At 70.3% G+C, this 24,488-nt stretch carries 21 protein-coding genes; 17 read left to right on the top strand and 4 right to left on the bottom strand.

Features of this window, described 5'->3' with window-relative positions:
• The first annotated feature begins 53 nt into the window (after window positions 1-53).
• Window positions 54-1,358: a thymidine phosphorylase gene (locus OZ403_RS30060; protein WP_268782386.1), complete on the top strand. Its 1,305-nt coding sequence runs from the start codon at window positions 54-56 to the stop codon at window positions 1,356-1,358.
• Window positions 1,359-1,439: 81 nt separating this feature from the next.
• Here the strand turns inward: OZ403_RS30060 and OZ403_RS30055 are convergent, their stop codons facing one another.
• On the bottom strand, window positions 1,440-2,234 hold the full coding sequence (locus OZ403_RS30055) for a DUF4328 domain-containing protein (RefSeq protein ID WP_268782385.1): 795 nt from the start codon (window positions 2,232-2,234) through the stop codon (window positions 1,440-1,442).
• Between the two features lie 225 nt (window positions 2,235-2,459).
• On the opposite strand from OZ403_RS30055, the gene OZ403_RS30050 reads away from it, so the two are divergent.
• The 4 genes from OZ403_RS30050 (at window position 2,460) to OZ403_RS30035 (ending at window position 5,340) form a co-directional block, all read left to right on the top strand.
• Complete coding sequence (locus OZ403_RS30050; protein WP_140794725.1) at window positions 2,460-2,870, top strand: SET domain-containing protein-lysine N-methyltransferase; 411 nt, start codon at window positions 2,460-2,462, stop codon at window positions 2,868-2,870.
• Window positions 2,871-3,168: 298 nt separating this feature from the next.
• Window positions 3,169-3,534, top strand: a complete 366-nt coding sequence (locus OZ403_RS30045; protein WP_237077551.1) for a TIGR02266 family protein — start codon at window positions 3,169-3,171, stop codon at window positions 3,532-3,534.
• A gap of 34 nt (window positions 3,535-3,568) precedes the next feature.
• Window positions 3,569-3,973 (top strand): cytidine deaminase, encoded by a 405-nt coding sequence (locus OZ403_RS30040; RefSeq protein WP_140794723.1) that lies wholly within the window; start codon window positions 3,569-3,571, stop codon window positions 3,971-3,973.
• Window positions 3,974-3,993: 20 nt separating this feature from the next.
• Window positions 3,994-5,340, top strand: coding sequence for a 5'-deoxyadenosine deaminase (locus OZ403_RS30035; protein WP_140794722.1), 1,347 nt, complete (start codon window positions 3,994-3,996; stop codon window positions 5,338-5,340).
• A 3-nt stretch (window positions 5,341-5,343) separates the two neighbouring features.
• On the opposite strand, the gene OZ403_RS30030 is transcribed toward OZ403_RS30035, so the two are convergent.
• A complete protein-coding gene (locus tag OZ403_RS30030) occupies window positions 5,344-6,711 on the bottom strand; it encodes a sensor histidine kinase (protein WP_140794721.1) in 1,368 nt (455 codons plus the stop codon).
• 261 nt (window positions 6,712-6,972) lie between these two features.
• Between OZ403_RS30030 and OZ403_RS30025 the strand changes: the two genes are divergently transcribed.
• The 11 genes from OZ403_RS30025 to OZ403_RS29975 all read left to right on the top strand — a co-directional run bounded on the left by OZ403_RS30025 (window position 6,973) and on the right by OZ403_RS29975 (window position 20,855).
• Window positions 6,973-7,710: a PspA/IM30 family protein gene (locus OZ403_RS30025; protein WP_140794720.1), complete on the top strand. Its 738-nt coding sequence runs from the start codon at window positions 6,973-6,975 to the stop codon at window positions 7,708-7,710.
• A 10-nt stretch (window positions 7,711-7,720) separates the two neighbouring features.
• Window positions 7,721-8,908, top strand: a complete 1,188-nt coding sequence (locus OZ403_RS30020; protein WP_140856633.1) for an ABC transporter substrate-binding protein — start codon at window positions 7,721-7,723, stop codon at window positions 8,906-8,908.
• A gap of 15 nt (window positions 8,909-8,923) precedes the next feature.
• Window positions 8,924-9,727 carry a hypothetical protein gene (locus tag OZ403_RS30015; protein WP_140794718.1) on the top strand — a complete coding sequence of 268 codons (804 nt, stop codon included), beginning with the start codon at window positions 8,924-8,926 and terminating at the stop codon, window positions 9,725-9,727.
• Window positions 9,728-9,847: 120 nt separating this feature from the next.
• Window positions 9,848-11,503, top strand: a complete 1,656-nt coding sequence (locus OZ403_RS30010) for a hypothetical protein (protein WP_140856631.1) — start codon at window positions 9,848-9,850, stop codon at window positions 11,501-11,503.
• Window positions 11,500-12,201 (top strand): ABC transporter ATP-binding protein, encoded by a 702-nt coding sequence (locus OZ403_RS30005; RefSeq protein WP_140794716.1) that lies wholly within the window; start codon window positions 11,500-11,502, stop codon window positions 12,199-12,201. The genes OZ403_RS30010 and OZ403_RS30005 overlap by 4 nt, the downstream gene beginning before the upstream one ends.
• Window positions 12,198-13,481 (top strand): FtsX-like permease family protein, encoded by a 1,284-nt coding sequence (locus OZ403_RS30000; RefSeq protein WP_140794715.1) that lies wholly within the window; start codon window positions 12,198-12,200, stop codon window positions 13,479-13,481. Before OZ403_RS30005 ends, OZ403_RS30000 begins: the two co-directional genes overlap by 4 nt.
• Window positions 13,478-14,257, top strand: coding sequence for a hypothetical protein (locus OZ403_RS29995; protein WP_140794714.1), 780 nt, complete (start codon window positions 13,478-13,480; stop codon window positions 14,255-14,257). Before OZ403_RS30000 ends, OZ403_RS29995 begins: the two co-directional genes overlap by 4 nt.
• Window positions 14,258-14,357: 100 nt before the next feature.
• Window positions 14,358-16,883: a serine/threonine-protein kinase gene (locus OZ403_RS29990; RefSeq protein WP_268782384.1), complete on the top strand. Its 2,526-nt coding sequence runs from the start codon at window positions 14,358-14,360 to the stop codon at window positions 16,881-16,883.
• 75 nt (window positions 16,884-16,958) lie between these two features.
• Window positions 16,959-18,716, top strand: a complete 1,758-nt coding sequence (locus tag OZ403_RS29985; RefSeq protein ID WP_140794712.1) for an ATP-binding protein — start codon at window positions 16,959-16,961, stop codon at window positions 18,714-18,716.
• Between the two features lie 60 nt (window positions 18,717-18,776).
• Entirely contained in the window at window positions 18,777-19,334 is a 558-nt protein-coding gene (locus OZ403_RS29980) for a gamma-glutamylcyclotransferase (RefSeq protein WP_174260101.1), read from the top strand.
• Window positions 19,335-19,403: 69 nt separating this feature from the next.
• Complete coding sequence (locus OZ403_RS29975; protein WP_328285474.1) at window positions 19,404-20,855, top strand: DNA/RNA non-specific endonuclease; 1,452 nt, start codon at window positions 19,404-19,406, stop codon at window positions 20,853-20,855.
• Window positions 20,856-20,914: 59 nt separating this feature from the next.
• On the opposite strand, the gene OZ403_RS29970 is transcribed toward OZ403_RS29975, so the two are convergent.
• Window positions 20,915-21,907 (bottom strand): L,D-transpeptidase family protein, encoded by a 993-nt coding sequence (locus OZ403_RS29970; protein ID WP_268782382.1) that lies wholly within the window; start codon window positions 21,905-21,907, stop codon window positions 20,915-20,917.
• 52 nt (window positions 21,908-21,959) lie between these two features.
• Between OZ403_RS29970 and OZ403_RS29965 the strand changes: the two genes are divergently transcribed.
• Window positions 21,960-22,349, top strand: a complete 390-nt coding sequence (locus OZ403_RS29965) for a hypothetical protein (protein WP_237077549.1) — start codon at window positions 21,960-21,962, stop codon at window positions 22,347-22,349.
• Here the strand turns inward: OZ403_RS29965 and OZ403_RS29960 are convergent.
• Entirely contained in the window at window positions 22,336-24,450 is a 2,115-nt protein-coding gene (locus OZ403_RS29960) for a LysM peptidoglycan-binding domain-containing protein (protein WP_140799661.1), read from the bottom strand. The two genes, OZ403_RS29965 and OZ403_RS29960, sit on opposite strands and share 14 nt — an antisense overlap.
• Between the last annotated feature and the right edge of the window lie 38 nt (window positions 24,451-24,488).

Here is a 24,488-nt window from a genome sequence, read left to right as displayed (position 1 = left end):
CCGCCCTTTCCCGGAGTGCATGAAGGGGTGGGTTCCTGCTATGGGCTCGCCTCGTGCAACCCTACGAACTCATCAAGGCCAAGCGGGATGGCGGCCGGCTGGATCCGGCGGACATCCGTGCATTCATCGAGGCGTATACGGCGGGGACGGTGGCGGACTACCAGATGGCGGCCATGAGCATGGCCATCTTCTTCCGGGGCATGGACTCCCGGGAGCTGGGCGCCTGGGCCCGCGCCATGCTGGAGTCCGGCGAGGTCCTGGACCTGTCCGACACGCCGGGTGTGAAGGTGGACAAGCATTCGACGGGCGGGGTGGGTGACAAGGTCTCCCTCAGCCTGGCGCCGCTGGCCGCCGCGTGTGGGGTTCCGGTGCCCATGATTTCGGGCCGGGGCCTGGGGCACACGGGTGGGACGCTGGACAAGCTGGAGTCCATCCCCGGCTTCAACGTCAACCTGCCGACGTCGGAGTACCGGCGGCTGGTGCGCGAGGTGAACTGCTGCCTGATTGGCCAGACGGCGCAGGTGGCCCCGGCGGACAAGAAGCTCTACGCCCTGCGGGACGTGACGGCGACGGTGGACTGCATCCCGCTGATCGCGTCCTCCATCATGAGCAAGAAGCTGGCGGAGGGCATCGACGCGCTGGTGCTGGACGTGAAGGTGGGCAGCGGCGCCTTCATGAAGCGCGACGAGGACGCGCGCACGCTGGCGAAGACGATGATTGGTTTGGGCGCGGAGATGGGGAAGAAGGTCGTGGCCCTGCTCACCGACATGGACCAGCCGCTGGGCCGCAAGGTGGGCAACGCGCTGGAGGTCATCGAGGCGGTGGACATGCTCCGCGGCAACGCGCCGGAGGACTACACCGAGGTCACGTATGCCCTCACGGCGGAGATGCTGGTGCTGGGCAAGAAGGCCGCCACGGTGGAGGAGGCGCGCGAGAAGCTGCGCAAGGTGGTGGAGGACGGCAGCGCGGTGCGCAAGCTGAAGGAGATTGTCCAGGTGCAGGGCGGAGACCCGCGCTCCATCGATGACTACTCCCTGCTGCCGCAGGCGAAGTCCACCACGGACGTGGTGGCGCCCCGGGACGGGTTCGTCACCGGCATCGACACGGAGGGCGTGGGCTTGGCGGCGGTGGCGCTGGGCGCGGGCCGGCAGCGGACGGACAGCAAGATCGACCCGGCCGTGGGCTTCACGCTGCTGAAGAAGACGGGCGAGGCCGTGAAGCAGGGCGAGCCCGTGGTGCGCGTGCACTACAACGACGCGGCCTCGCTGGAGAACGTGAAGGCGCGCCTGCTGGCCTCGTACCAGTTCGGCGATGCGGCCCCCGCGGCCCGTCCGCTCATCCGCGAGCGGGTGGAGTAGGGCGCCGAGCCGTGTGGTGACCTGGGAGCCCCCGTCGATGCCCTGCCTGGGCGCGGCGCGGGGCTCCTTTCACGTGGCGCCTCAGGGGGGGGCGCCGGTCATGGCCGCCTCCGCCTCCGCCCTGCGGGCCACGAGCAGCGACTCGATGTCCGCGATGACGCGGATGCACAGCACCGCCGCCGCGATGGAGAGGCCCTCTGACAGAATCCCGGCGAGGAGCGACACGGACAGCGAAGTGGCGCTCGTGCTATCCGCCCTGGCGAAGGTGTTGCCGACGTTGCTGATGATGTTGCTGAGGATCCACGTCGCCCACCAGGCCGTGAGCATGGACCGCCTCTCAGGGGGGCCGCCCAAGCCTTGCCAGAGGCCTCTCACCACCTCGAGCGGCTTGATGAGGTTGGCGAACGGAATGAACCAGCAGAACGTGGCCCAGCCCGTCGATTCGTTGCTCAAGCCCAGGGCATTGGCGGTCTTCACACTCAGGCGCAGCCAGCGCAGGTAGAGGACCACGGTGGCGAGCATCGTCAGCAGGGCGGGGAGCGCGAGCAGCGCGTTCAGTTGGTCGAAGGACTCGGCGTCCTCGAGGCTGGGGCTCCCATTGTCGAAGCTCAGGTAGAGCCAGAGGTTGAGGATGGCGACAGGGACGGCGAGGACCGCGCTCGCCACCAGGGCCACGCTCGCCCACCGCGTCCGGGCCCGGGTGAAGGGCAGTGCCTGGACCTGCCGGGCGAAGCAGGCGGCGCAGACACCCGCCTGGGCTGTTCGGCACTTCGCGCAGAAGAAGCGCCCGCACCGCTCACACGTCCCCGTGGATGGTTCGCCAGCATGGTCAGGGCAGACGGGGGCTGTTTCGGAAACGCCGGATTCGGTCAGCATGGTGTTGTCAGGGCAAGGGCAGGCCGCCGCGCACGCATCGCGCGTTGGATGGGATGGGGGCGGGCGGGGAGGAACTTCGGACGCGCACTCTAGCGGCCTGGCGCACCGTCGCACAGAGGTGGTCCGGACCCGCCCTTCCGCCATTAGCACGGCGGCAACTTGTGGCTTCACCCCGCACCGGGAAGGCGCCATCCTTCAGCTCTGAGCCATGCGGAGCAGGGGGCCATGAACCAGGGCGCGGCGCTGTACATCCATCCGGGCGTGAAGGTCCGTCCGTGCGAGTGGGGCTACGGCGTCTTCACCGACGCCTTCATCAAGGCGGGCGCCCTCATCGAGGAATGCCACTACCTCAAGCTGCCGCGTGCCCTCTCCCAGAACCCCCAGCTCCAGGACTACGTCTTCCTGCTCCAGTGGGCCGAGCACGAGGTGCCCCGGGAGGGGGAGTGGGTGGCGCTCGTGCTGGGGTATGGGATGATCTACAACCACGCCCGAGAGCCCAACACGTCCTATCACCGCGAGGCGACCCGGGACGTCTTCTGCTACCACGCGCTGCGGGACATCCACCCCGGCGAGCAGCTCTTCATCAGCTACGGCGAGGACTGGTGGGCGTCCCGGGATCAGGGCGTTCCAGCCTGAGCGCCACCCCCAGGAATCACGGGGCCAGCACCGGGCGGGGGGCGCGGGCAATCCGCCAGGTGGCCCCGCCTGGAACGGTTGGGGGCCCCATTTTCCCGGCCTCGCGGGCCCGTGTTCCCCCGTATGATGCGTGGGTGACGGGACGTCGTGTCATGGCGGAGAGGGCTGTCGGAGGGGTGGGCGTCGCCTCGCACGAGACGGCGGCACGCGTCTACGGTATGGGCTCGCGGGCCAGGACCCACGTGGGTTTTCAATGACTGGCGGTGGCGCGAGCATGAGCGGCAGGGAGGTAACGGCGATGGCCGAGAGGAACGACTCGATGAGCGACAAGGCCGAGGACCGACGGGATTCGCCCCGGGTCCCCATGCGCCTGAAGGTGCGCCGGGAAGGCAGCTCGGGGGACTTCGAGCAGCATGAGGGGGACCTGTCCCTGGGCGGCTGCGCCTGGCAGGGCTCCGGTTGGGAGCAGGGGACGCGCGTGGAAGTGCGCTTCCGGCTGCCCATCCTTCCCGATGAGGTGGAAGCGAAGGGCGAGGTGCTCCAGGTCGCCCCGGGCGCCAACGGTCCGGCGGCGCGGGTCCGCTTCGTGGACCTGCCGGTGGAGTCCGAGCTGGCCATCGCGCGCCACCTGGATGATGTGCAGAGCGGCACGGCCCGCTCGTAACGGACCTCAATCCGGCTTTGTGTAGGAGGGCGTCATGGTGGACGAGATTCCCTGGGAGCGCCTGTTCGAGGAAGCCGCGCGCGTGCGAGCGCGCGCCCACGTGCCCTATTCGCGGTTCCCCGTAGGGGCCGCCGTCCTCTATGCGGACGGCGCCGTGGTGGCCGGCTGCAACGTGGAGAACGCCACCTACGGGCTCACCGTCTGCGCGGAGCGCAATGCCTTCGCAGCGGGCGTGGCCCAGGGGCACACCCAGCCGGTGGCCGTGGCCATCGTCGTGGACACCCCCGAGCCCTGTCCTCCGTGCGGCATGTGCCGGCAGGTCATGGCCGAGTTTGGCGGGCAGGAGCTGCCCGTGCGCAGCCGGACGCCGAAGGGCGGAGAGGCGCGCTACACCCTGGGAGGCCTGCTGCCGCATGCCTTCACCAAAGACTTCTTCTAGCGAGAGAGCCTGAGCACGCCGTGGATTTGCTCCTGACTGGTGGCACGGTTGTAACGATGAACCGCGAGCGCGAGGTGCTCGTGGATGCGGACGTCCTCGTCCAGGATGGCCGCATCGCCAAGGTGGGCCGGGGCCTCAAGCCTCGCGGCACCCGGCGGGTGGTGGACGTGACGGGAAAGGTGGTGCTTCCGGGCCTCATCCACGGCCACCTCCACGCCTGTCAGACGCTCTTCCGTGGCCGCGCGGACGGGCTGGAGCTGCTGGACTGGCTCCGCGAGCGCATCTGGCCCTTCGAGGCCTCGCACGACGCCGCGTCCATGCGGGCCTCGGCGGACCTGACCTTCGCGGAGCTCATCCGCTCGGGCGCCACGGCGGCGCTCGATATGGGCAGCGTGTACCACTACGACGCCGTCTTCGAGTCGGCGCGGGACTCCGGCTTCCGGCTGGTGGGCGGCAAGGCGATGATGGACGCGGGCGCGGGCGTGCCCGCGGGCCTGCGCGAGAGCACCGAGGAGTCGCTGCGGGAGAGCCTGGCGCTGAAGGAGCGCTGGCACGGCACGCACGACGGCCGGCTGCGCTACGCCTTCGCCCCGCGCTTCGTGCTGTCCTGCACCCCGGAGCTGTTGCGCGAGGTGGCGCGACTGGCCAAGGAGCACGGCCTGCGCATCCACACCCACGCCAGTGAGAACGCGAAGGAGACGGACGCGGTCCGCCAGTACACCGGTGGCGAGGACAACGTGGCCTTCTTCCACACGGTGGGGATGTCCGGCCCGCATGTGACGATGGCCCACTGCGTGTGGCTGTCCCAGGAGGAGCAGGACATCCTGCGCGACACCCGCACGGTGGTGTGCCACTGCCCCGGCTCCAACCTCAAGCTGGCGTCGGGCATCGCCAAGGTGCCGGAGCTGCTGGAGGCCGGCGTGGCGGTGGCGCTGGGCGCGGACGGCGCGCCCTGCAACAACACGCTCGACATCTTCTACGAGATGAAGCTCGCCGCGGTGATGCACAACCCGCGCGTGGGGCCGTGCGCGATGACGCCCATGCGCGTGCTGGAGATGGCCACGCTGCACGGCGCCCGGGCGCTGGGCCTGGAGGATGAGGTGGGCTCGCTGGAGCCCGGCAAGCGCGCCGACATCACCGTGGTGGACGTCAGTGGCTTGCACGCGGGCCCCACGCCCGAGGACGTGCTGGTGCCGCTGGTGCACTCCGCGCGGGGCAGCGACGTGACGCACGTCTTCATCGACGGCCAGCCGGTGCTGCGCGATGGGGTGCTCACCACGTTGGACGCGCCCTCCGTCCTGGCGAACGCGAACGCGCAGGTTGCGCGCATCCTCAAGCGCCGCCAGAAGAAGGCGCGCAGCGGCTGAGGCTCAGGCCGGCAGCCGCAGCACGAAGGACGTGGACCAGCCGGGCGCGTCCTCCACCGCCAACCGCCCGCCGTGGGCCTCCGCGGCGAGCCGGCAGAAGTAGAGCCCCAGGCCGTAGCCACGGCGGCTGTCCCGCTCCGCGTCGGCCTGCCCGTACTTGTCGAAGATGCGCCCGCGCGCCTCTTCGGAGATGGGCGGGCCGTCGTTGCGCACCGCGAGCCAGCGGCCGTCCACATCCGCGCCGGCTTCCAGGCGCACCCTCCCGCCCGACGGGGCGTAGCGCAGGGCATTGGTGGTGAGGTTCTCCAGGACGCGGACCAGCAGGTCGGCGTCGCCCTCCAGCTCCAGTTGGACGGGGACCTCCGCGTCCAGGGTGAGCTTGCGCGCGCGGGCCACGCCCTCCAGAGAGCGGCGCACGTCTTCCACGATGCGCGTGGCGGGGAAGGTGGCCCGCTGCGGCTCCAGCCGGCCTTCCTCCAGACGGGGCACGTCCAGGAGGTCGGAAATCATCCGGTCCAACCGCGCGGTGACGGCCAGTCCCGTGCGGACGGACTCGCCGAGGATGCCCTGCTGGGGCACCTCCTGCTCCATCCACGACAAGGACAGCATCAGCGCCGACAGGGGCGAGCGCAGGTCGTGGACCAGGAACTCGGTCAGCTGTTCCTTGTCCCGTTGAAGCCGCTGCAGTTCGGCGTTCTGTGCCTGGGCGTCCGCCAGCATGCGCTCAATCGTGCGGCGCGCCTCCTCCACTTCCTGGAAGCGGCGGGCCTCCAGCGCCCGGTCCACTTCCAGGTGGGAGAGCGTCACCGCCAGGTTGCGCAGCCGCCCGGTGCCGTAGTGGCTCACCACGGCCACCAGCACCAGCGCCACCACGGCGATGGCCACCGCGCCCCAGCCCACGTCCACCTGCCGCATGAGCGTCGCCTGGGCCATGGCGGACAACAGCGCGGTGCCGTAGACGACGGTGCCTCGCATGCCCAGCCCGCTCAGGGCGACGACGAGCGTGAACAAGCCCAGGCTGAAGCCCGCCACACCCGCGGGAAAGGGCGAGACGGGCAGGGTCGTGGACTGAAGCCAGTACACGAGCCCCACGTCCACCAGGGACTGCACCGCGCCCAGGCCCCGGGCCACGCGCCGCTGGCGGAGCATGAACAGCACGCCGGCGACCGCGGCGTAGAGCCCCAGCGCGGGTGGGTACACGCCCCAGTCCCGGCCTCCGGCCAGCCACAGCGTGGTGCTGATGGCCAGGAACAGGGCCGCGCCGACGAGCCGCACCGCCGCGCCCGCCCCGACGACGCTCCTCCGCTGGGCGTCCATGGCCCGGGACATCGTCTCTTCGAGCGGGCCGGGCACGGGAGGCGGAGACGTCACGAGGCGTGGGTTTTCCCTGCTTCCTTCGTTGCTTGCAAGCCCTGCCGCCTATCGTGCGGAAGCGGACGGACGGGCGGGCGTAGCGCGGACGGGCTCCATTTTCCGACGGAGAACGGTCACGTCACGCTTTTGGATTCGCCGCAATCGCCTTAGGTAGAAGCGCGTAAGCACTGAGAAGACATTGGGACTGTGTCTGCTTGCTCGCCCCGGGGATCGTGTAAGGTGGCTGCAAGTAGGTCTGGACGGAGGTAGACCGCCGATATGTGGCAACGATTCAAGAGAGCAATGCGTAGCTTCGCCGGGTTCTTCGTCTCCTCCATCGAGGACCCTGAGCTGATTCTCGAGCAGAACGTCCGTGACCTGAACGACCAGGTCCCGAAGATGAACGAGTCCATCGCCATGGTCCGGGCGAACGTGACGCTGCTGGAGAAGGAGAACGCCAAGTACCAGGACGACGTGCGCTCGCTGACGGCCAAGGTGAAGGCCGCCATCCAGGCGGGCCGTGACGACCTGGCCGCGCAGTACGCCTCCAAGCTCCAGATTGAGAAGGACGCGCTGGGCCGTAACGAGCAGCAGTTGGCCACGGCCCGCCAGGCGTACGAGAAGGCCCTGTCGGTGAAGAAGGCGTTCATGCGCGAGAAGGAGCGCAAGACGCAGGAGGCCATGAACGCCATCCGCGAGGCGCGCCGCGCCAAGTGGCAGGCCAAGGTGGCCGACACGATGGAGTCCTTCACCGTGGCGGGCATCGACTCGACCCACGATGAGATGCTGCGCAAGGTGCAGGAGAAGTCCGCCATCAACGAGGCCCGCATGCAGATGGCCCTCGAGTCGGTGGACCACACCGCGGCGTCCATCGAGGAAGAGGCCGAGAAGATCCAGGCCAACGAGCTGGTGAAGCAGTTCAAGATGGAGATGGGGCTCGTCAGCAGCCCGGCGCCGGTGTCCGAGGTGGGCAGCGGTCCGGAGAAGACCATCGGCAAGAAGGTCGGCGTCGAGTAGTCCGCCTTGAATGAAGCTCCACCGCGGTCCAGGTCTCTTCCTCTTCCTGTTCCTCTGTGTGCTCGGCGCGAGCTATGCGCTCGCGTCGCGCATGGGGTACCTGGACCGCTTGCAGGAGCGGTACTTCCCGTCCACGCGTGAGGCGGTTCGCCTGTCGCCGGGAGACTTCCCGGCCGGCGTGGCGGCCCCGGTGGCGGACGTGGCCTCCGTGCCCCTGCGGCCGGTGCTCATCGGCTTCAGCCCGCGCGGTGCCTCCGCGGGCCTGCTGGTGGCGACGGGTGGGGCCACCACCCTGGACAACCCGGTGCCTCCGCCCGGCGCGGCGCAGGGGCTGCTGAAGACGGCCTATGCGCTGGACGCGCGGGCGGTGCTCTTCGCCAAGGAAGAGGACCTGCGCCACGCGCTGTCCATTGGCGCGGAGAACGGCGGCGTGGACATGGCCACCCTGTCCGTGGACCGGCTGGCCGCGTGGGCGCCGTTGCTGCGGGACGCGGCGCCTCGCACGCTGCTGCTGGTGGGGCGCAGCCGGGGGCAGGAGGCCCTGGCCGCGGTGGGTGTGCCGGACCTCGCCTCCTTGCGTGGCAAGCGATTGGGCGTGTATCCGTATGGCTCGTCGCACTACTTCGCGCTGTGGTTGCTGTCGCGCGCGGGGCTGCGCATCACGGACGTGCGCTGGGTGGAGTTACCCACCACCTTGGATGCGGGACGGGCGCTGCGCGAGGGCCGGGCGGACGCCGTGGTGGGGCTGTGGGGTGACGTGGAGCTGGCGGCTCGGGACCGGGGAGGCGCGGTGCTGGCGACGACGGCGGATGCGCCGCACCTGGTGGCCACGGTGCTGGTGGCCAGGGGGGACTTCGCCGCGCGCTACCCGGATGCCGTGCGGCGGGTGCTGCGGGGGCTCCTGGACGCGGGGCAGAGTGTCTTGAAGGACCCGACGGCGGGGGCCCGGATGCTGGGGGAGGTGGCGCCGTACTTGGGCGACCCCATTGAAGCCATCCGCAGCGCGCCGCCGGCCACGCTGGCGGACAATCGGGCCTTCTTCGGGCTTTCCGGCGAGGCGCCCGTCACCTATGACGAGCTCTTCCAGAGCGCGGCGGCGCTCTTCCAGAAGTTGAAGCAAGGGCCTCCGGTGCCTCCCGCGGAGGACACGAAGGATTTGGGGGCCTTGAAGTACGTGTCGGAGGCTCGCGGCCCCTGACGCTGGAGGACGGACGTGGCGAAGTCGCCGAACTACATCAAGGCCGCCTTCATGATGCCCGCCAACCTGGTGGGGCTGGGCACGGCGGCTGCCTCGGCGGCCATGACGGGCGAGCCGCTGCCCATGCTGGTGGCCCTGGGCCTGGAAGGCCTCTACCTGGGCGTCATGTCGTCCATGAAGCGCTTCCAGCGGGCGGTGCGGGCGAACACGCTCGACGACCCGGAAGCGGCGCGCAAGGCGCTGGACGCGCTCCAGGCGGACCTGGCGCCCTCTCAGCGCGAGCACTACCAGCAGCTCGTCGGGCTGAAGGAGAAGATTCTCGCCAACTACCGGAAGCTGCCAGGTGGCAAGGTGCTGGAGGCGGACAGCGAGCCCCGGTTGGATGCGCTGCTGACGTCCTTCCTGCGGCTCATCTCCACGCTGAACCAGTACCGCACGTACCTGAACAGCTCCGACCGCGAGCACCTGCAGCGCGAGGTGGCGGAGCTGGAGGCGGACGTGGCGCGGGAGACGAACCCGCGGCTGAAGGACGTGAAGCAGAACCGTGTGGACATCCTCCGCAAGCGGCTGGCGCGCTTCGAACAGGCCGGTGAGAGCCGCGAGGTGGTGAGCCACCAGCTGGCGGGCATCGAGGACCTGATGCGGCTGACGCACGAGCAATCCGTGGCCATCCGCGACCCGGAGGTCGTCAACCGCCAGCTCACCATGCTGAGCGCGGAGGCGGAGGCCACCGAGGAGTCCGTGCGGCAGATGGAGCAGTTCCTCGAGTTCTCCGAGGAGACGCGGGGCCCGCTGCCCCACGGCAGCCGGGTGCGTTGAAGCTCCAGGGCCGGGGGCCGTCTACTGGCCGTCGCCTGCCCATCCTCCGGGCTCCCGGACTGGCTCTGGGGCCTCCACGAATCGGTTGACTCTCCGCCCCAGGCAGCCTGAGGTGCCCGCATGCTCCGCCGAGTCTGGCTTCCGTCCCTCCTCCTCGTGCTCGCCGTCGCGGGCTGCTCCCGTTGTGGCAAGGACGTGGACCCCGCCGCCCCGGCCGCGACCGTGGGGGTGGCCCGCTACCTGCCGCGCGACGCGCAGGCCGCCGTGGTCATCCATGACCTGGGAGCGCTGGGGGAGAAGCTCGCCCGCTTCCAGAAGCTGAAGGCCGCCTCGTTCGCCGCGCAGCTCCAGAACTTCTCCACCGCGGAAGGCTACGTCTCCGCGGTGATGCGCCAGATTGGCGTGGACCTGCGCAGCCGGCAGGCGCTCGAGACGGCCGGCATCGCGCCGGAGCTCGGCGCGGGCGCGGCGTTCCTCGGCGGCAACCGCGCCATCTCCGTGGTGGGCGTCAAGGACGCGGGCAAGCTCGAGGAGACGTTCGGCAACTTCGCGCGCAGCCGCCTGGGCGCGTCCGACAAGAAGCAGTCCTCCGTGGACGGGGGTGACCTGGTCACCTTCAGCCGTCCGGGCAGCGCCTCGCCCGCGCTGGGCATCTTCTTCGTGAAGGGGACGCGCTTCGCGCTGCTCGGCGCGGGGCCCACCGCCGCCACGCTGGGGACGCTGGCAACGCAGCCGGAGGAGCGCTCGCTCGCGAAGGAGCCGGTGATGGCGGCGTCGCTGCAACGGCTCCCGGCCCAGCGCGACTTCCACGTCTGGCTCCCGGGCGGCGCCGGGCTCGTGCCGCCGGGCACCGTCCAGGGCGTCACGCTCACGGGCCGCATCGAGGACGGCGCGGTGACGCTGAACGCGGACGCTCCCTGGCCGGATACCCAGGCGTCCCTGGCGGCGCTGGACGCGGTGGCGCCCTCCGCGAGCACGCTCCTCACCTCGCTGCCCGCCGACAGCTTCCTGGTGGCCCAGTTCCGCGGGGACGCGTCGCACCTCGATGGCGTGTGGCCCTATCTGGCCGGCGGCTACCTGACCCGGGCGGTGCAGAACAGCGGCCTCAACGTGAAGGCCGAGCTGCTCGACAACCTCAAGCCGGGCACGGTGCTGGGCCTGTCCCTGTCGCCCACCGTGAATCTGGGCGCGGGCATGCCGGTGCTGGATTTGCGCCGCACCAACCCCTTCCGCTTCGTCCACCTGGTGGCGCTCGCGGACGCCGGGGACGCTCCGAAGATGCAGTCCACGCTGGAGCAGCTGCCGCGCATCGCGGAGAACTTCGGCGCGAAGGTGGAGGCGTCGGAGCTGAGCGGTCAGCGCGTGTACCTCACGTCCTACCGCGCGGGCGAAGGCGCGCACTTCGCGCTCGCGCCCAACGGCCGGCTGGTGGTGGCCTCGCCCAAGGCGCGGCTGGAGTCCACGCTGGCCTCGCTCGCGAAGCCCTCGGGCGACGGGCCGGTGGCCGCGGACCTGAAGGACGCTGGCAAGGACGCGGCCTTCAGCGCGGTGCTGGATTTGCGGCGCCTGTCGGACGCGGTGAAGAACCTGCCGTCGGAGGCCTGGGGCATTGGCGGCTTCGCCATCAAGGCCACCACCGTGCGCTGGCTGGAGGCCGTGGATGACCTGCGCGCCGTGACGCTGGCCGTGTCCCGCAAGGAGAAGGCGCTCCAGGCGGAGCTGTCCCTGCGCCTGGCGCCCTCCGCCGCCACCTCCAGCCCGTCGGCCGCGCCGTGATTCAAACCCGGGACGTCGTGAAGACGTACGTGGACGGCGACGGCACCCAGGTGCGCGTGCTCGACGGCATGTCGCTGGACGTGGCGGAAGGGGAGTTCGTCGCGGTGGTGGGCTCGTCCGGCAGCGGGAAGTCCACGCTGCTCCACCTGCTGGGCGGCCTGGACGTCGACTACCGCGGCGACATCCGCGTGGGCGGCGTGAAGCTGCGAGGCCTGGGCGACAAGGCCCTGGCGCACTTCCGCAACACGCACGTGGGCTTCGTCTTCCAGTCCTTCCACCTCATCCCCAACCTCTCCGCGGTGGAGAACGTGCTGTTGCCGTCGCACTTCGGCGCGGCGCCCCCGGATGCCCGCAAGCGCGCGGAGGCGCTGCTGGAGCGCGTGGGCCTGGGCGCGAAGAAGGACCGCGCGCCGGTGCGCCTGTCCGGCGGCGAGCGGCAGCGCGTGGCCATTGCCCGCGCCCTGTTCGGCAAGCCCCGCCTGCTGCTGTGCGACGAGCCCACGGGCAACCTGGACGCGGCCACGGGCACGGGCGTCATCGCCTTGTTCCAGGAGCTGCACCGCGAAGGGCTCACCGTGTTGTGCGTCACCCATGAGGAACGGATGAGCGCGGCGGCCGGACGCGTGCTGCGGCTCAAGGACGGGCAGCTCGTGGAGGAGCGCGCGGGACTTCAGGTGGCCACGGGAGGTTCGCCATGAGGCTGGACGCCCTGTCCCGGCTGGTCCGGCTGAGCCTCGCCCGCGAGCGCAAGGGGGCCTTCTTCTCCGCCTTCGGCGTGGCCATGGGCGTGGGCGCGCTGGTGTTCTTCGTGGGCCTGGGCCTGGGCGTTGGCCACGTCATCCGGGAGAAGGTCTTCCCCACGGACGCGCGGCTGGTGGACGTGGTGCCTCCGGCGGTGTCGCTGGGCTCGCTGCTGGGCGGTGGCAAGCTGGACGCGCCCACGGTGGAGCGCCTGCGCGAGCTGCCCGGCGTGGAGGCCGCCTACCGGAAGATGAACGTGCGCGTGCCCGCGGTGACGCGCTACGACGGCGTCTTCTTCGGCACCAGGCTCCGCATGGGCATGGAGGTGCTGGCCCTGGGCGTGGAGCCGGCGCTGGTGCAGGGCGACGTGCAGATGGGCGAGTTCAAGGACGCGGGGGAGGGGCAGCCGATTCCGGCGCTCGTGTCCACGCGGCTTCTGGAGCTGTACAACAAAACGTTCGCCCCGGCGCGCAAGCTGCCCCAGCTCTCCGCCAACATGCTGGTGGGCTTCGGCTTCCCGGTGGAGTTCAACCGCTCCTACGTGGCCGCGGCGTCCGCGTCGGGGCCCACGCAGCCCGGGCAGGCGCAGGTGGTGGGGGCGTCCGACCGGGCGCTGCTGGCCGGCATCACCATTCCGCTGGACGCGGCCATCCGCCTCAACCGCGCGTTCGGCGTGGACGCGGAGAACTACTCCGGCGTCACGTTGGTCGCCACGGACCCGTCGCAGGTGCCTGTCATCGTGGACGCGGTGAAGGGCATGGGGCTGGAAATCGACGACCAGGAGCGCCGGATGGCGGAGAACTCGGGCGCGGCCGTGGCGCTCACCACGTCCGCGTTGGCGCTGCTGTCCCTGCTCATCTGCATCCTCGCGGCGGTGAACATCGCCCACGCGCTGTCCGCCTCCGTCCGGGCGCGCGCCAAGGAGATTGGCGTCATGCAGGCGGTGGGGGCCTCGCGCGCGGACATCCGCGCCATCGTCCTGGCCGAGGCCGCCGTGGTGGGGCTCGCGGGCGGCGCCGCGGGAACCATCGCCGCGCTGCTGATGGCCCTGGGCGTCAACCGCCTGGCGGCGGGCTACCTGCCCAACTTCCCCTTCAAGCCCGACAGCTTCTTCTCCTTCCCCTGGCCGGTGGTGGTCGGCGGTGTCGTCCTGGGTCTCGTCGCCGCGCTCGCGGGCGCGTACTTCCCCAGCCGCCGCGCCGCCGCCACCGACCCCGCACGCACGCTCGCCGGATGACACTTCCTTCTCGCAAGACGCTGCTCGGCAACGCGCTGAGCTTGATGGCCATCGCCTGGATTTACGGAGGCGACCTCTCCGACGCCGTGCGCGCCCGCACCGCGGACGTGTCCGCCTTCATGACGGTTCCCTCCCTGGAGCGGCCCGCCGTGGTGCTGGCCGTGGCCGCGGTGGCCGCGCTCGCGTTCGTCATGGGCCTGCTCCAGCGCAAGGAGGAGGGCTTCAAGGGCTACCGGCTGCTGCCCATCGTCCTGGTGGGCGCGCTCTTCGTGGACCTCGTGCTGTCGGAGAGCCGCACGCCGCTGACGTCCACGGACATCGCGTCCATGGCGCTCCAGCGCTTCCACCAATCGGCGCAGGAACGTACCTCCGCGCTGGAGGTACCGGATGACCCGCGCCTCCTCCAGTCCCTGCTGGAGGAACTGGGCCGGCCGCCGTACCTCGTGCGGGGGGAGCCACTCCCGGCGTACACCCTCCAGGTCAGAAAGGACTGCGAGGGGCCCGTGCGAGATGCACCCGGCGTGCGTGCCGGGACGATTCTCTACTGCGTAGCGCCAGAGCGGCAGGGCGCCTGGGTGACGATGGTGGGCCTCCCCGCGGAGGAGCGCTTCGGCCCGCCGGCCGTCGTGTCCGTCGCGGGCGAGGCGCGCTTCCTGCTGGTTCGCCCCGTTCCACCCGATGAGGCAGAGCCAGGAGCCGCATTCCGCGACAGCCTTGCTGCCCCACCGTCACCCGCCGGTGACACGGACGCGGGTTCTCCTCGGGCGGGGCCCTGATCCGCCGCTTGCCTGCCTGGTCAGTTTGGGCGGGGCTTTCACGAGGTTGACCCCTTGGAGCCCCGGTCGATAGGCTCGCCGAGAACGGACCCTCCCCCACGTGACGACCACTCAACCGAAGCGGCAGCCCATCCCGTTTGGGAAGTACCTCCTTCTGGACCGCATCAACATTGGCGGCATGGCGGAGGTGTGGCGCGGGAAGCAGTTCGGCGCGAGCGGCTTCGAGCGGCTCGTCGCCATCAAGCGCATCCTCCCCAACATCGCGGAGGACGACGAGTTCATCTCGATGTTCATCGACGAGGCGAAGATCAGCGTCCAGCTGACCCACGCCAACGTCGCGTCCATCTACGAGCTGGGCAACATCGTCGGCAGCTACTTCATCTCGATGGAGTACATCCCCGGCAAGGACATGCGGGCCATTTTCGACCGGTGCCGGAAGAAGGGGGAGCCCGCTCCGGTGCCGCTGGTGGCCTTCTGCGTGTCCAAGATGTGCGAGGGCCTGGACTACGCCCACCGGAAGAAGGACGGGATGGGGCGGGACATGAACATCGTCCACCGCGACATCTCGCCGCAGAACATCCTCATCTCCTATGAGGGTGAGGTCAAAGTCATCGACTTCGGCATCGCGAAGGCGGCCGGCAAGGCGACCAAGACGCAGGCCGGCATCCTCAAGGGCAAGTTCGGCTACATGAGCCCGGAGCAGATCCGCGGCCTGCCGTTGGACCGGCGCTCGGATGTGTTCGCCATTGGCGTGTGCCTCTACGAGATGCTGACCGGTGAGCGCCTCTTCGTGGGCGACAGCGACTTCAGCGTGCTGGAGAAGGTGCGCAAGGCGGAGGTGCCGTCGCCCACCACGTACAACCGGCGCATCCCGGAGACGCTGGAGCGAATCGTCCTCAAGGCGTTGGCCAAGGACGTGGACGAGCGCTACCAGTACGCCAGCGAGCTGGGCGACGACCTGCAGCGCTTCCTCATCACCAGCGACACCATCTTCAGCCGCAAGGACCTCGCGCAGTACATGAAGTCCACGTTCGCGGAGGACGTGGAGCGCGAGAAGCAGCGCCTGCTGGACTACGCGGACATCAAGCCGCCCGAAGGCATGCAGGCCGCGCTGGAAGCGGCGTCCTTCAACAGCCCCATCATGCCGTCCGCGCCGCCTCCGGCGCCCGTGCCGGTGGTGCAGCCGGTGGCGCCGCAGCCCCGGATGACGGGCTCCATGCCGACGGTGCCGCCCGGGGGCGTGCGCCGCTCGCCCACGCTGGCCGCGCTGCCGAAGCTGACGGCCGCCACCGCCGCGCCCCCGCCCGACGAGGACGAGGGCGGGGCGACGCAGCTCGTCTCCAGCGACCACGAGTTCGCGGACACGCCAGAGCCCACCACGCAGCCGGGGGCCGCCGTCGGGCGTGCCATCACCCCGCTGGAGGTGCCGTCGACGCCGGGTCACGACGAGGACGACGAGCCCGTCAGCGGCAGGACGGCGGTCATTTCGCCGCCCGCGCCCCTGTCGCCGCCCGTTGGCCCGCCACGGTTGTCGCACGCGAACATCCCCGTGGTGCGGCCGTCCATGTCCGTGCCCTCGCTGTCGCCCGCGGACGCGCCGCCGCCGCCCGCCTCGGGGCCCACGCCTCGGACGAGCCGGGGTGGGGGCCTGCCGCGGATGACTCGAGACGTGCCGGTGCTCGACGGCTCGCAGGCCGCGGCCCGCCCGTTGCCGCAACCTGCCCCCGTGGCTCCGCCCGCGCCGGTGGCCCCCGCGTACGACGATGAAGACGATGTGGACGCCCCGGAGCGGCCCACCGGCGCGATGCCGCCCGTGGGTGGCCGAGCGCCCATTCCGAGGAAGGTGCTCTTCGGCGGCATCGGCGCGGCCGCGGTGCTCGTGATGGCGCTGATCGGCTGGGCGGTGTCGGGGCCCGGTGTGGGCTACGTGCTGGTGGACCTGCAGGGCGTGCCCTCGGAGGTTCGCAGCCGCCTGCAGGTGCGCCTGGACACGCAGCTGGTGCCCCTGGAGGGTGGCAGCGCGACGCTCCTGCGCGAGGTGCCCGCCGGCAAGGTCATGGTGGTGGTGAGCGCGGAGGGCTACAACACCTTCACGAAGACGGTGGAGGTCGCCGCGGGCAAGGACGTCACGCCCGTGCAGGCGGTGCTGGAGAGCCTGGTGCGCACCGCGGCGTTGGTGCTCACGACGGAGCCCGCAACGGCCGAGGTGAAGGTGGATGGCCGGGTGGTGCGCGAGCAGGGCAAGTCGGCGGCCTACATCAAGGACGTGCCCCTCAACGGGCCGGAGTGGGTGGTGGAGGTGAGTGCGCCTGGCCACAAGCCGGCGTCCAAGCGGGTTCCGGTGTCCGGCGGCGGACCGGTGGAGGTGTCGCTCACGCTGGAGCCGTCGGTGACGCGGGTGTCGGTGAAGGTGGAGTCCAAGCCGGCCGGTGCCACCATCTTCGTGGACGGCAAGGACATGGGCGCCACCACGCCCGCCGTCGTGCAGGTGCCCCCCAGCGCGCGGCAGCTCACCCTGAAGCTGAAGTGCCACAACGAGGCCGAGGTGGACGTCCCGGACGCGGCGCCAGGCAATGAGCCGGCCACGGCGAGCGTTTCCCTCAAGCGGCAGCCGCGCTGCCGTTAGCCGAAGGCCCGCCTCCCGAGCAGGGGGCGGGCGCGCCAGCTCCCCTGTGGGTGGAGCGAGAGGAGGCGGGAGTTCGTGAGCAAGGTGCGCAAGGTGAACAGGGCGGATCCACTGGCGGATCTTCCTCGCTGGGCCCAGCAACTGGCCCGGAAGTACTACACGAAGACGGTCAGCGCCTTCCTGCTGTACGGGGCCGTGCGGGACTTGCAGCCCCTGCAACTGGAGGATGGCGGCCGCGGCTTCGGCACGCTCAAGACGTTCCTCTCCGAGGAACTCTTCGGCGGCCGGGACCACGTCATCTTCTATGACCGGTCGTCCGGCATCCGCTCCGCGACGCCGGAGACGCAGAAGGACCTGCAGCGGGCCATGGCGGGCTACGACGCCATGTACGGCACCGACTACGCCAAGGTCATGCCGAGAGACCCGGGCCGCGCGCTCCAGATTCTGGAGAACTTCATGCGCATGCGCCTGAGCGAGGGCCGCTCGCTGGCGCTCATCGTCGACTTCGCGGAGACGCTCGTCCCCGGCGGAGAGATGAGCCACCTCTCCAGCGAGGACCGCTTCGTGGTGGCCACGTTGGACAAGTGGGCGCACGACCCGCAGTTCCTCGCGTCCGACGTGTCCGTGGTGCTGCTGGCGGAGAACCTGGCGGACGTGTCGCCGCGCATCAGCCGCAACCCGTACGTGGCGCCCATCGAGCTGCCCCTGCCCACGGAGGAGGAGCGGCTGGAGTACGTGCGCTACAAGCTGGAGGGCAAGCGGCTCCAGTCCGTGTCGGACGTGCCGCTGGCGGGCCTGGCGAAGATGACGGCGGGTCTGTCCCGCATCAACCTGGACCGCGTGCTCACCGAGGCGCTGGAGCGCGAGGTGCGCATCACCTCCGAGCTGCTCAAGGAGAAGAAGCGCGAAATCATCCAGGCGGAGTGCCACGGCCTGCTGGAGTTCATCGAGCCGGTGCACACGCTGGACGCGGTGGCGGGACACGCCAAGGCCAAGCAGATGCTGCGGCAGGCCGCCGGGGCCCTGAAGAAGGGGCGCCTGGAGGTCATGCCCATGGGCTACCTGCTGTCGGGCCCCGTGGGCACGGGCAAGACGTTCATGGTGAGCTGCTTCGCCGGGGAGATTGGCATCCCCGTGGTGAAGTTCCTCAACTTCCGCAGCCAGTGGCAGGGCGTCACCGAGGCGAACCTCGAGAAGATCTTCAACCTGCTCAAGGCCCTGTGGCCGGTGGCGGTGATGATTGACGAGGCGGACACGTTCCTCGGCAACCGCGACTCCGGCGGGGACTCCGGGACGAGCAGCCGCGTGTTCGGCTCCATCGCCTCGTTCATGGGCAACACGTTCTACCGCGGGAAGATTGTCTGGTTCCTGATGACGGCGCGGCCGGACCTGCTGCCCATCGACCTCAAGCGGCAGGGGCGCGCGGAGGAGCACCTGGCGCTCTTCTATCCGCAGACGGACGCGGAGCGGGACGAGCTGTTCCAGGTCATGTCCAAGAAGACGGGCGTGTCCGTGGACGGCATCGACTCCTTCTCCACGCTGATTCCGGAGGGCGTGCGCGCCTTCAGCGGCGCGGACATCGAAGCCGTCATGGTGCGCTCGAAGTTCCGCGCGCTGGCGGAGGGCCGCGAGACGGTGACGAAGGACGACCTGGCCGCGGTGCTCGCGGACTTCGTGCCCCCCAGCTACCCGCTGGAAATCGAGCTGCAGAACCTGGTGGCGGTGCAGGAGTGCACCAGCCGCGAGCTGCTGCCCGAGGGCTTCCGTCAACTGGACCGGGACTACATCACCCGGCGAGTGCGCGAGCTGAAGGCGCTGCTGGAGTCGCAGTAGCCGGTGCCGTCTCACGCCCAGGTGCTTGTCCTGGGCGCACGGCCCGCTGAGACTGGGGGCATGGCTGCTGGCCCCACTGCTCCGCGTTCCTGGTTCGCGTACTCCCTCGACCTGGCCCCGGTGATTGCGCACGAGCGCCTCCCGGGGCTCCCGCCCATTCCCGACGTGCTGGAGGGCGAGCTGGCCGAGGCGCTCGACGTGGACGTCGTCTACGACGTGGCGTCGGCGGCCTGGGGCGGGAAGGTGGCCCGGCTGGTGGATGCGCCGGGCCGCAAGCTCCCCGGCATGTTCCGCCGCGTTCCCGCGAACGCCTGGGACGCGCTGGTCCGCCTGGAGTCTGCGATGGCGGGCGCCACCGAGGTCCGGCAGGTGAAGGTGCGCACCTTCACCGGGGCCGTGCTCAGCGCCCATGTCTTCACGCCCGCGGCGCCCGCGACGCCCGCTCAGGGGCTCGTGAGTGAGGCCTTCCTCGTCACCCTGGCGCTGTCGGCCGAGGAGGCCGGGCTGTCCCCTGACTACGTGGAGCGGCTCCAGGCGGAGGCGCGTATCGTCCAGGCCCTCCAGAAGGCGGGCCCCGAGGCCCTGAGCCCGTCGAAAGCCCCTGGAAAGAAGGGTTAGGCGGATATCCAGGTGCGAAACGACCCCCGGATTCTTTTTCTTCGTAAGAAAACGGAGCCGTGACGCAACTTGGCGCGCCGAACGGCCGACGATGAGAGGCGGGGCCCCACCTCGTGCTTCACCTCGTCGGCCCCGAGGACATTCAGGATGACGCTGCGACCCACCACGACGCGAGCCGTTCCCCCGCGCCCGGCATCGGCCGCTTCGCCCCTCAATGCCGTCACCACGCCGGGAGGAAGCTGGAGACGCTCGACGGCCCGCGAGGTGCCCATCAACGAGCTCCAGGAGAAGTTCGGCTGGAAGGATGACAGCTGGCAGGTGGGGTTGATGCAGGCCGCCGACGCGGCGGGCAGCAAGACGCGCGGTGGCAACGGGCAGGTGTCCGCGGCGGAGCTGGAGCGCTACCTGGCCGCGCCCGAGGACGGGCAATACCTGACGTCCACCGCGCTTCAGCAGAAGCGCTCCGCGCTGGACGCGAAGCTCGCGCAGGGAAATGGCTCCGCGGTGGACGTGGACGCCTTCGAGCGTGGCTGGCAGGCCACGGTGGCCCGGCGCGCGGACCTGCTGGGGGGCAATGCAGACGGCCAGCTCAGCGCGGAGGAGCTGGACGCATTCATCCAGGCGTCGAAGGCGGGCAAGCACGCGGACACCCGCTGGGTGCCGGACCAGCAGATGGCCGCGTTCCAGAGCCGCGTGGCCGAAGCGGCCGGAGAGTTGGACCCACTGCGCCCCGCCGGAGCGCTGGGCTCGGAGGGGCTCGGCCTGGTGAAGGAGTACTCGCGCCTGGCGCTGGACCAGGGGGCCAACGTCCCCACCTTCGTGAGCTACATGCTGTCCGCGTCGGACATCCGCGAGACGCCCGCGACGGTGTCCCGGCTGGAGAGCACCTTCGTTCGCGACCCCGAGCTGGGCCGCAACGGCGTCACCGACTCTGACTACACGCGGACGGGCTTCGACCGGGGCCACATGAAGCCGGCGGAGGACTCGCCCACGCAGGAGGCGATGAACGAGAGCCACCTGATGACCAACATCGCTCCCCAGCATGGCAACCACAACCAGCAGGTGTGGCGCACGCTGGAGCAGGGCGTCTCGGGTCTCGTGAACTCGTTGGGCGGCAAGGCGTACATCCTCACCGGCAACCTGTACCTGGATGACAAGGGGCAGCCGCTGCCTCCGGAGAAGCGGGAGACGACGGGGGCGGGGGAGCGCCGCCTCGCCGTGCCCACGCACAACTTCAAGACGGTCCTCCACGAGCTGCCGAACGGCAGCCTCACGATGTACGCGTACCTCGTGCCCAACATGAAGGACGGGCCGTCGAAGAAAGAGGACATCCTTCCGCTGCTCGATTCGCACCGCGTGCCCGTGGATCGCATCGAGGAGCTGCTGGGGCAGGACCTCTACGCAAACCTGCCCAAGCGGGTGCAGGACAAGCTGGAGAAGGGCACGTCGGCCGAGGGCGTCTTCCAGCGCAACAGTCTGTACTTCGCCGCCAGCCTGTTCCGCTTCGCGCCCGGCAACTGACGCGGGGCTTCGCGGCCTGGGCTTCGCTTCCGGGTGAAGCACGGCCACGGTGCACGGGCTCACGCCACGGGGCGCGGTACGCCCAGGTTCGGGTCGTCCACGTGCTCGACGACGGCCACGCGGTCTCCCACGGAGAGCGCGTCGTGCAGCACGCGCACGGCCTCGTTCGAGTGGCGGATGCAGCCGTGCGAGACGTCGGTGCCCAGGAAGGACGGAGCGTTCGTTCCGTGCAGCTCTTCACCGGAGTGCCGGCCATCCGCCCAGGAGAGGTCGAGCATGCGCACGCCGAAGACATGGCGGTCGTTCCACAGCCGTGCGCCGGCCGCTTCGGTAGCCAGTTGATCCAACTTCGTGCGGACCACCTTGAGCCCGGTGCGGGTAGGGGAGGCCGCGGCGCCCGTGGCGTTGGGGAAGATGTCCACGAGTTGCCCACGGGTGTCGAAGAGGAAGGTCCGGTGCTCCCGGAGGGCCACCACCACGCGGACCTGCTGTCCGTCGAAGAAGGCGGAAGGCAATCCCCGTGTCTGCCCACGCGTCCCTGGCGCTGGCGCCAGTGCATCCAGCGCGCGCAGCGTGGCGGCATCCAGCGCGCCCGTGGGGAGGACGGCGGGGAAGGTGCGCGAGGCGTGGAGCTGGAAGTTCCGCAGTGCTCGGGCGGTGTGCGGGCCATGGCGTCCGTCCGCGCCGCTGTGCAGGGCGAAGCCCATGTCGAGCAGGGCGGCCTGTACAGCGCGGAGGCCCTCGCCCTGGCTGCCGGGGCCGAGGACCTGGGCCCCTGACGTGACGTCCGCCAGTTGGGGCAGTCCGGTGAAGCGCGCGTTGGCAGGGGGCGCTGGAGTGCGCGCGGGCCGGTCCACGCCCTCCGGAGGCAAGGGCGTCCCGGGCGGTGGACGTGCATCCAGCGCGGGCTGAGGACCCTGGTCGACGGTGACCCGGGAGGCAGGCTTGGGACTGCGTGCTGTCTTCCCCAGGGCGGGTGTTGATGCCGCGTCCGGGACGTCAGGCGGAAGGAACGAGATGCGTGATTCCGGTGGCGAGATGGATGAGGTCATCCCCGGCCTCAGTGCAAATCGCTCGCCCGGCGCAACCACGCGAGGCCTGCCTTTGAGGACTGCACCTTCCGCCACGACGTTCCTGAATGTGGACCTCGAAATCCGAAGCCCGCACCGGCTTGAGGGCCTGGTCCGCGCGCTGGCTCCGGGCGCGTTCGCGCTTCACGAGGAGCCCCACTTCGCCTGTCTGGAGCTGTCTTCCTGGCCGACGAGCGTGGAGTCCGCGCTGATGGAGTTCGCGGGGCGCATCCAGGCCCTTAACGAAGAGGCGCGCGCGGCGTGGGACGGCTGTACGCAGCGGCGCTTCGATATCGGGATTCAGGCGGGGCTGGAGCCGCATTCGAGCGCCTTCTCTGTGCCGGAACGCGTCGTCCGGCAACTCGCCAGTGTGGGCGCGGAGCTCGCCTTCACCGTGTACGCGCCGGAGACTACGGCGCGCTGAGGAGCAGCACCTTCCCCGTGGGGAGGGTGCGGTGGTCCTTGATTTTGTTCCACCGCATGATGTCGTCCACGCTGACGCCGTAGCGCTGCGCGATGGACCAGAGCGTCTCGCCCTCCGCCAGCGCGTGGACCTTGCCGGCCTTGCCCGCGGGCTTGGCGACGCTCACCGAGTGCTTCGCCAGCACCGTGCCGCCGCGCTCCTGCACGCTGGCGGTGGCCGTGTTGCCATCGGGCCAGACGAACAGCGTGGAGCCCACCTGGAGCGTGGGGTTGCGCCGCTTGAGGTTGTTCCACTGCTTCAGCGAGTCCACCGACACGTTGAACTTGTTCGCAATCACCCAGAGGCTGTCGCCGGACATCACGCCGTATGTCACGCGCGTGCGCCCGTTGATGGTCTCCTTCTTCACGGGGCCCGCGGCCACCGGGCCTTTGGGCGTGCCCGCCGGTACCTCGTCCTCGGGCCGCACCACCACGCCGCTGCGGCGGGCCTGCGCCACCTTCGTCGCCAGCGCGCCGCCCGAGCTCTTGCCGGCGGGAATCGGAATCACCAGCTCTCCGCCCACGCGCAACGTCCGGGCCGACTTCAGCTGGTTCATCTGGAGGATGGCCTCGGACGCCGTGCCGTACTTCTCCGCGATCTGGGACAGGGTGTCGCCGCGCTTCACGTTGTGGATGCGGAAGGTGAGTCGCTCCGCGGGGCTGATGCGCTTGTAGTTGTCCGCGAACAGCGTCCCCGCTCCCTTGGGAAGCCGGAGCGTGTAGGGCTTCTTGGCCGTCGCCGGCGGGGTGCACCAGCGCTTCAGCTCGGGGTTGAGGTCCTGCACCACCTTGACGGGCACGCCGGCCGCGCGGGCGACGACGTCCAGGTCCGCCGCGTCGGTGAGCTGCACCTCGTCGAAGTCGAGCACGGGCTCGGGGTCGAACTCGTTCTCGTTGAAGCCGAACGCCGCCGGGTGCTTGGCCACCAGTGCCGCGGCAATCAGCTTGGGCACGTAGTGCTTCGTCTCCTTCGCCAGGCCGCGCTCTTCGGACAGGAGCCAGAAGTTCGTCGTCCCGTGCCGCTCCACCATCCGCCGGACGCGCCCGGAGCCGGTGTTGTAGCCGGCCCACGCCAGGTACCAGTGCCCCAGCTCGCGCTTGAGGTCCTTCAGATAGGACGCCGCGGCGTGGGTGGCCTTGATGGGGTCCCGCCGCTCGTCCACCCAGAAGTCCTGCTTCAGTCCGTACTGCTTGCCGGTGCTGGAGATGAACTGCCACGGCCCCGCCGCGTGCGCCCACGAATAGGCATGCGCCGAGAAGCCGCTCTCAATCATCGCCAGGTACACCGTGTCCTTCGGCAGGCCGTACTGCTCCAGGATGGGGTGCATCACCGGCACGTACCGGGCCGCGCGCGACATCCACTTGCGGAACCAGCGTCGCCCGGGCCCCTGGAAGAACTGGACGTACTGGGCCACCAGCGGCTGCATCTCCACCGGGATGTCGTAACGGTCCTGAATCTGCCCCACGTCGAAGGTGGCCAGGTCCGTGATGAGCGGAATCTCCGGCAGCTCTTCGTCCTCGCGGAAGGTGTGCTCGTCGAGCGCGTCCAGCATGCGCATCCGCAGCGGGTTGGCGAGCCCGAGCCGCCGCAGCGACTGCATCACCTCGGCGGTGGAGCGCGACGCGGGGTCCAGCGCGGCGCCCTCCAGGGCGCGCAGTTCCTCTAACTCGGCGGACTCGGATTCAACCGCGTCGCGCGTGGCCTCGTCTTGCTCGGAGGCGTCTTCGGCCACCATCGGTGTGCCGGGCTCCAGCGGCTCCAAACCGGGCTCATCGACATCATCGGTCGCGGTATCCGCGGCGCCAGATTCCGGGGCGGCCGTTGGTGCCTTCGCGCCACCAGCCACCGGCGACGGAGCCTCGCCTGCCGGCTTCACGGCAACGGGTGCTGCTTCCAGGCTGGCCGTGGGCGCCTTCTCGACCGGTGACTGCGCTGCGGGTGCGTGTGCTCCATCGGATGCCACCACCTGTGCCTTGGCTGGAACGGGCCCCACGGGCGGTGGGGTGAGCCCCGAGGCAGGGGCTGAGGCCAGGGCGAGCAGAAGCAGAGGTAGAGGCGGCATACAGTCGCGGGAACGGGCGCCCGGAGGCGGGCGAAAGG

Source organism: Myxococcus sp. NMCA1 (assembly GCF_026810205.1).
GTDB lineage: Bacteria > Myxococcota > Myxococcia > Myxococcales > Myxococcaceae > Myxococcus > Myxococcus xanthus_A.
Note: the sequence above shows the minus strand (reverse complement) of the source record. Positions and strands in the feature narration are given on the sequence as shown.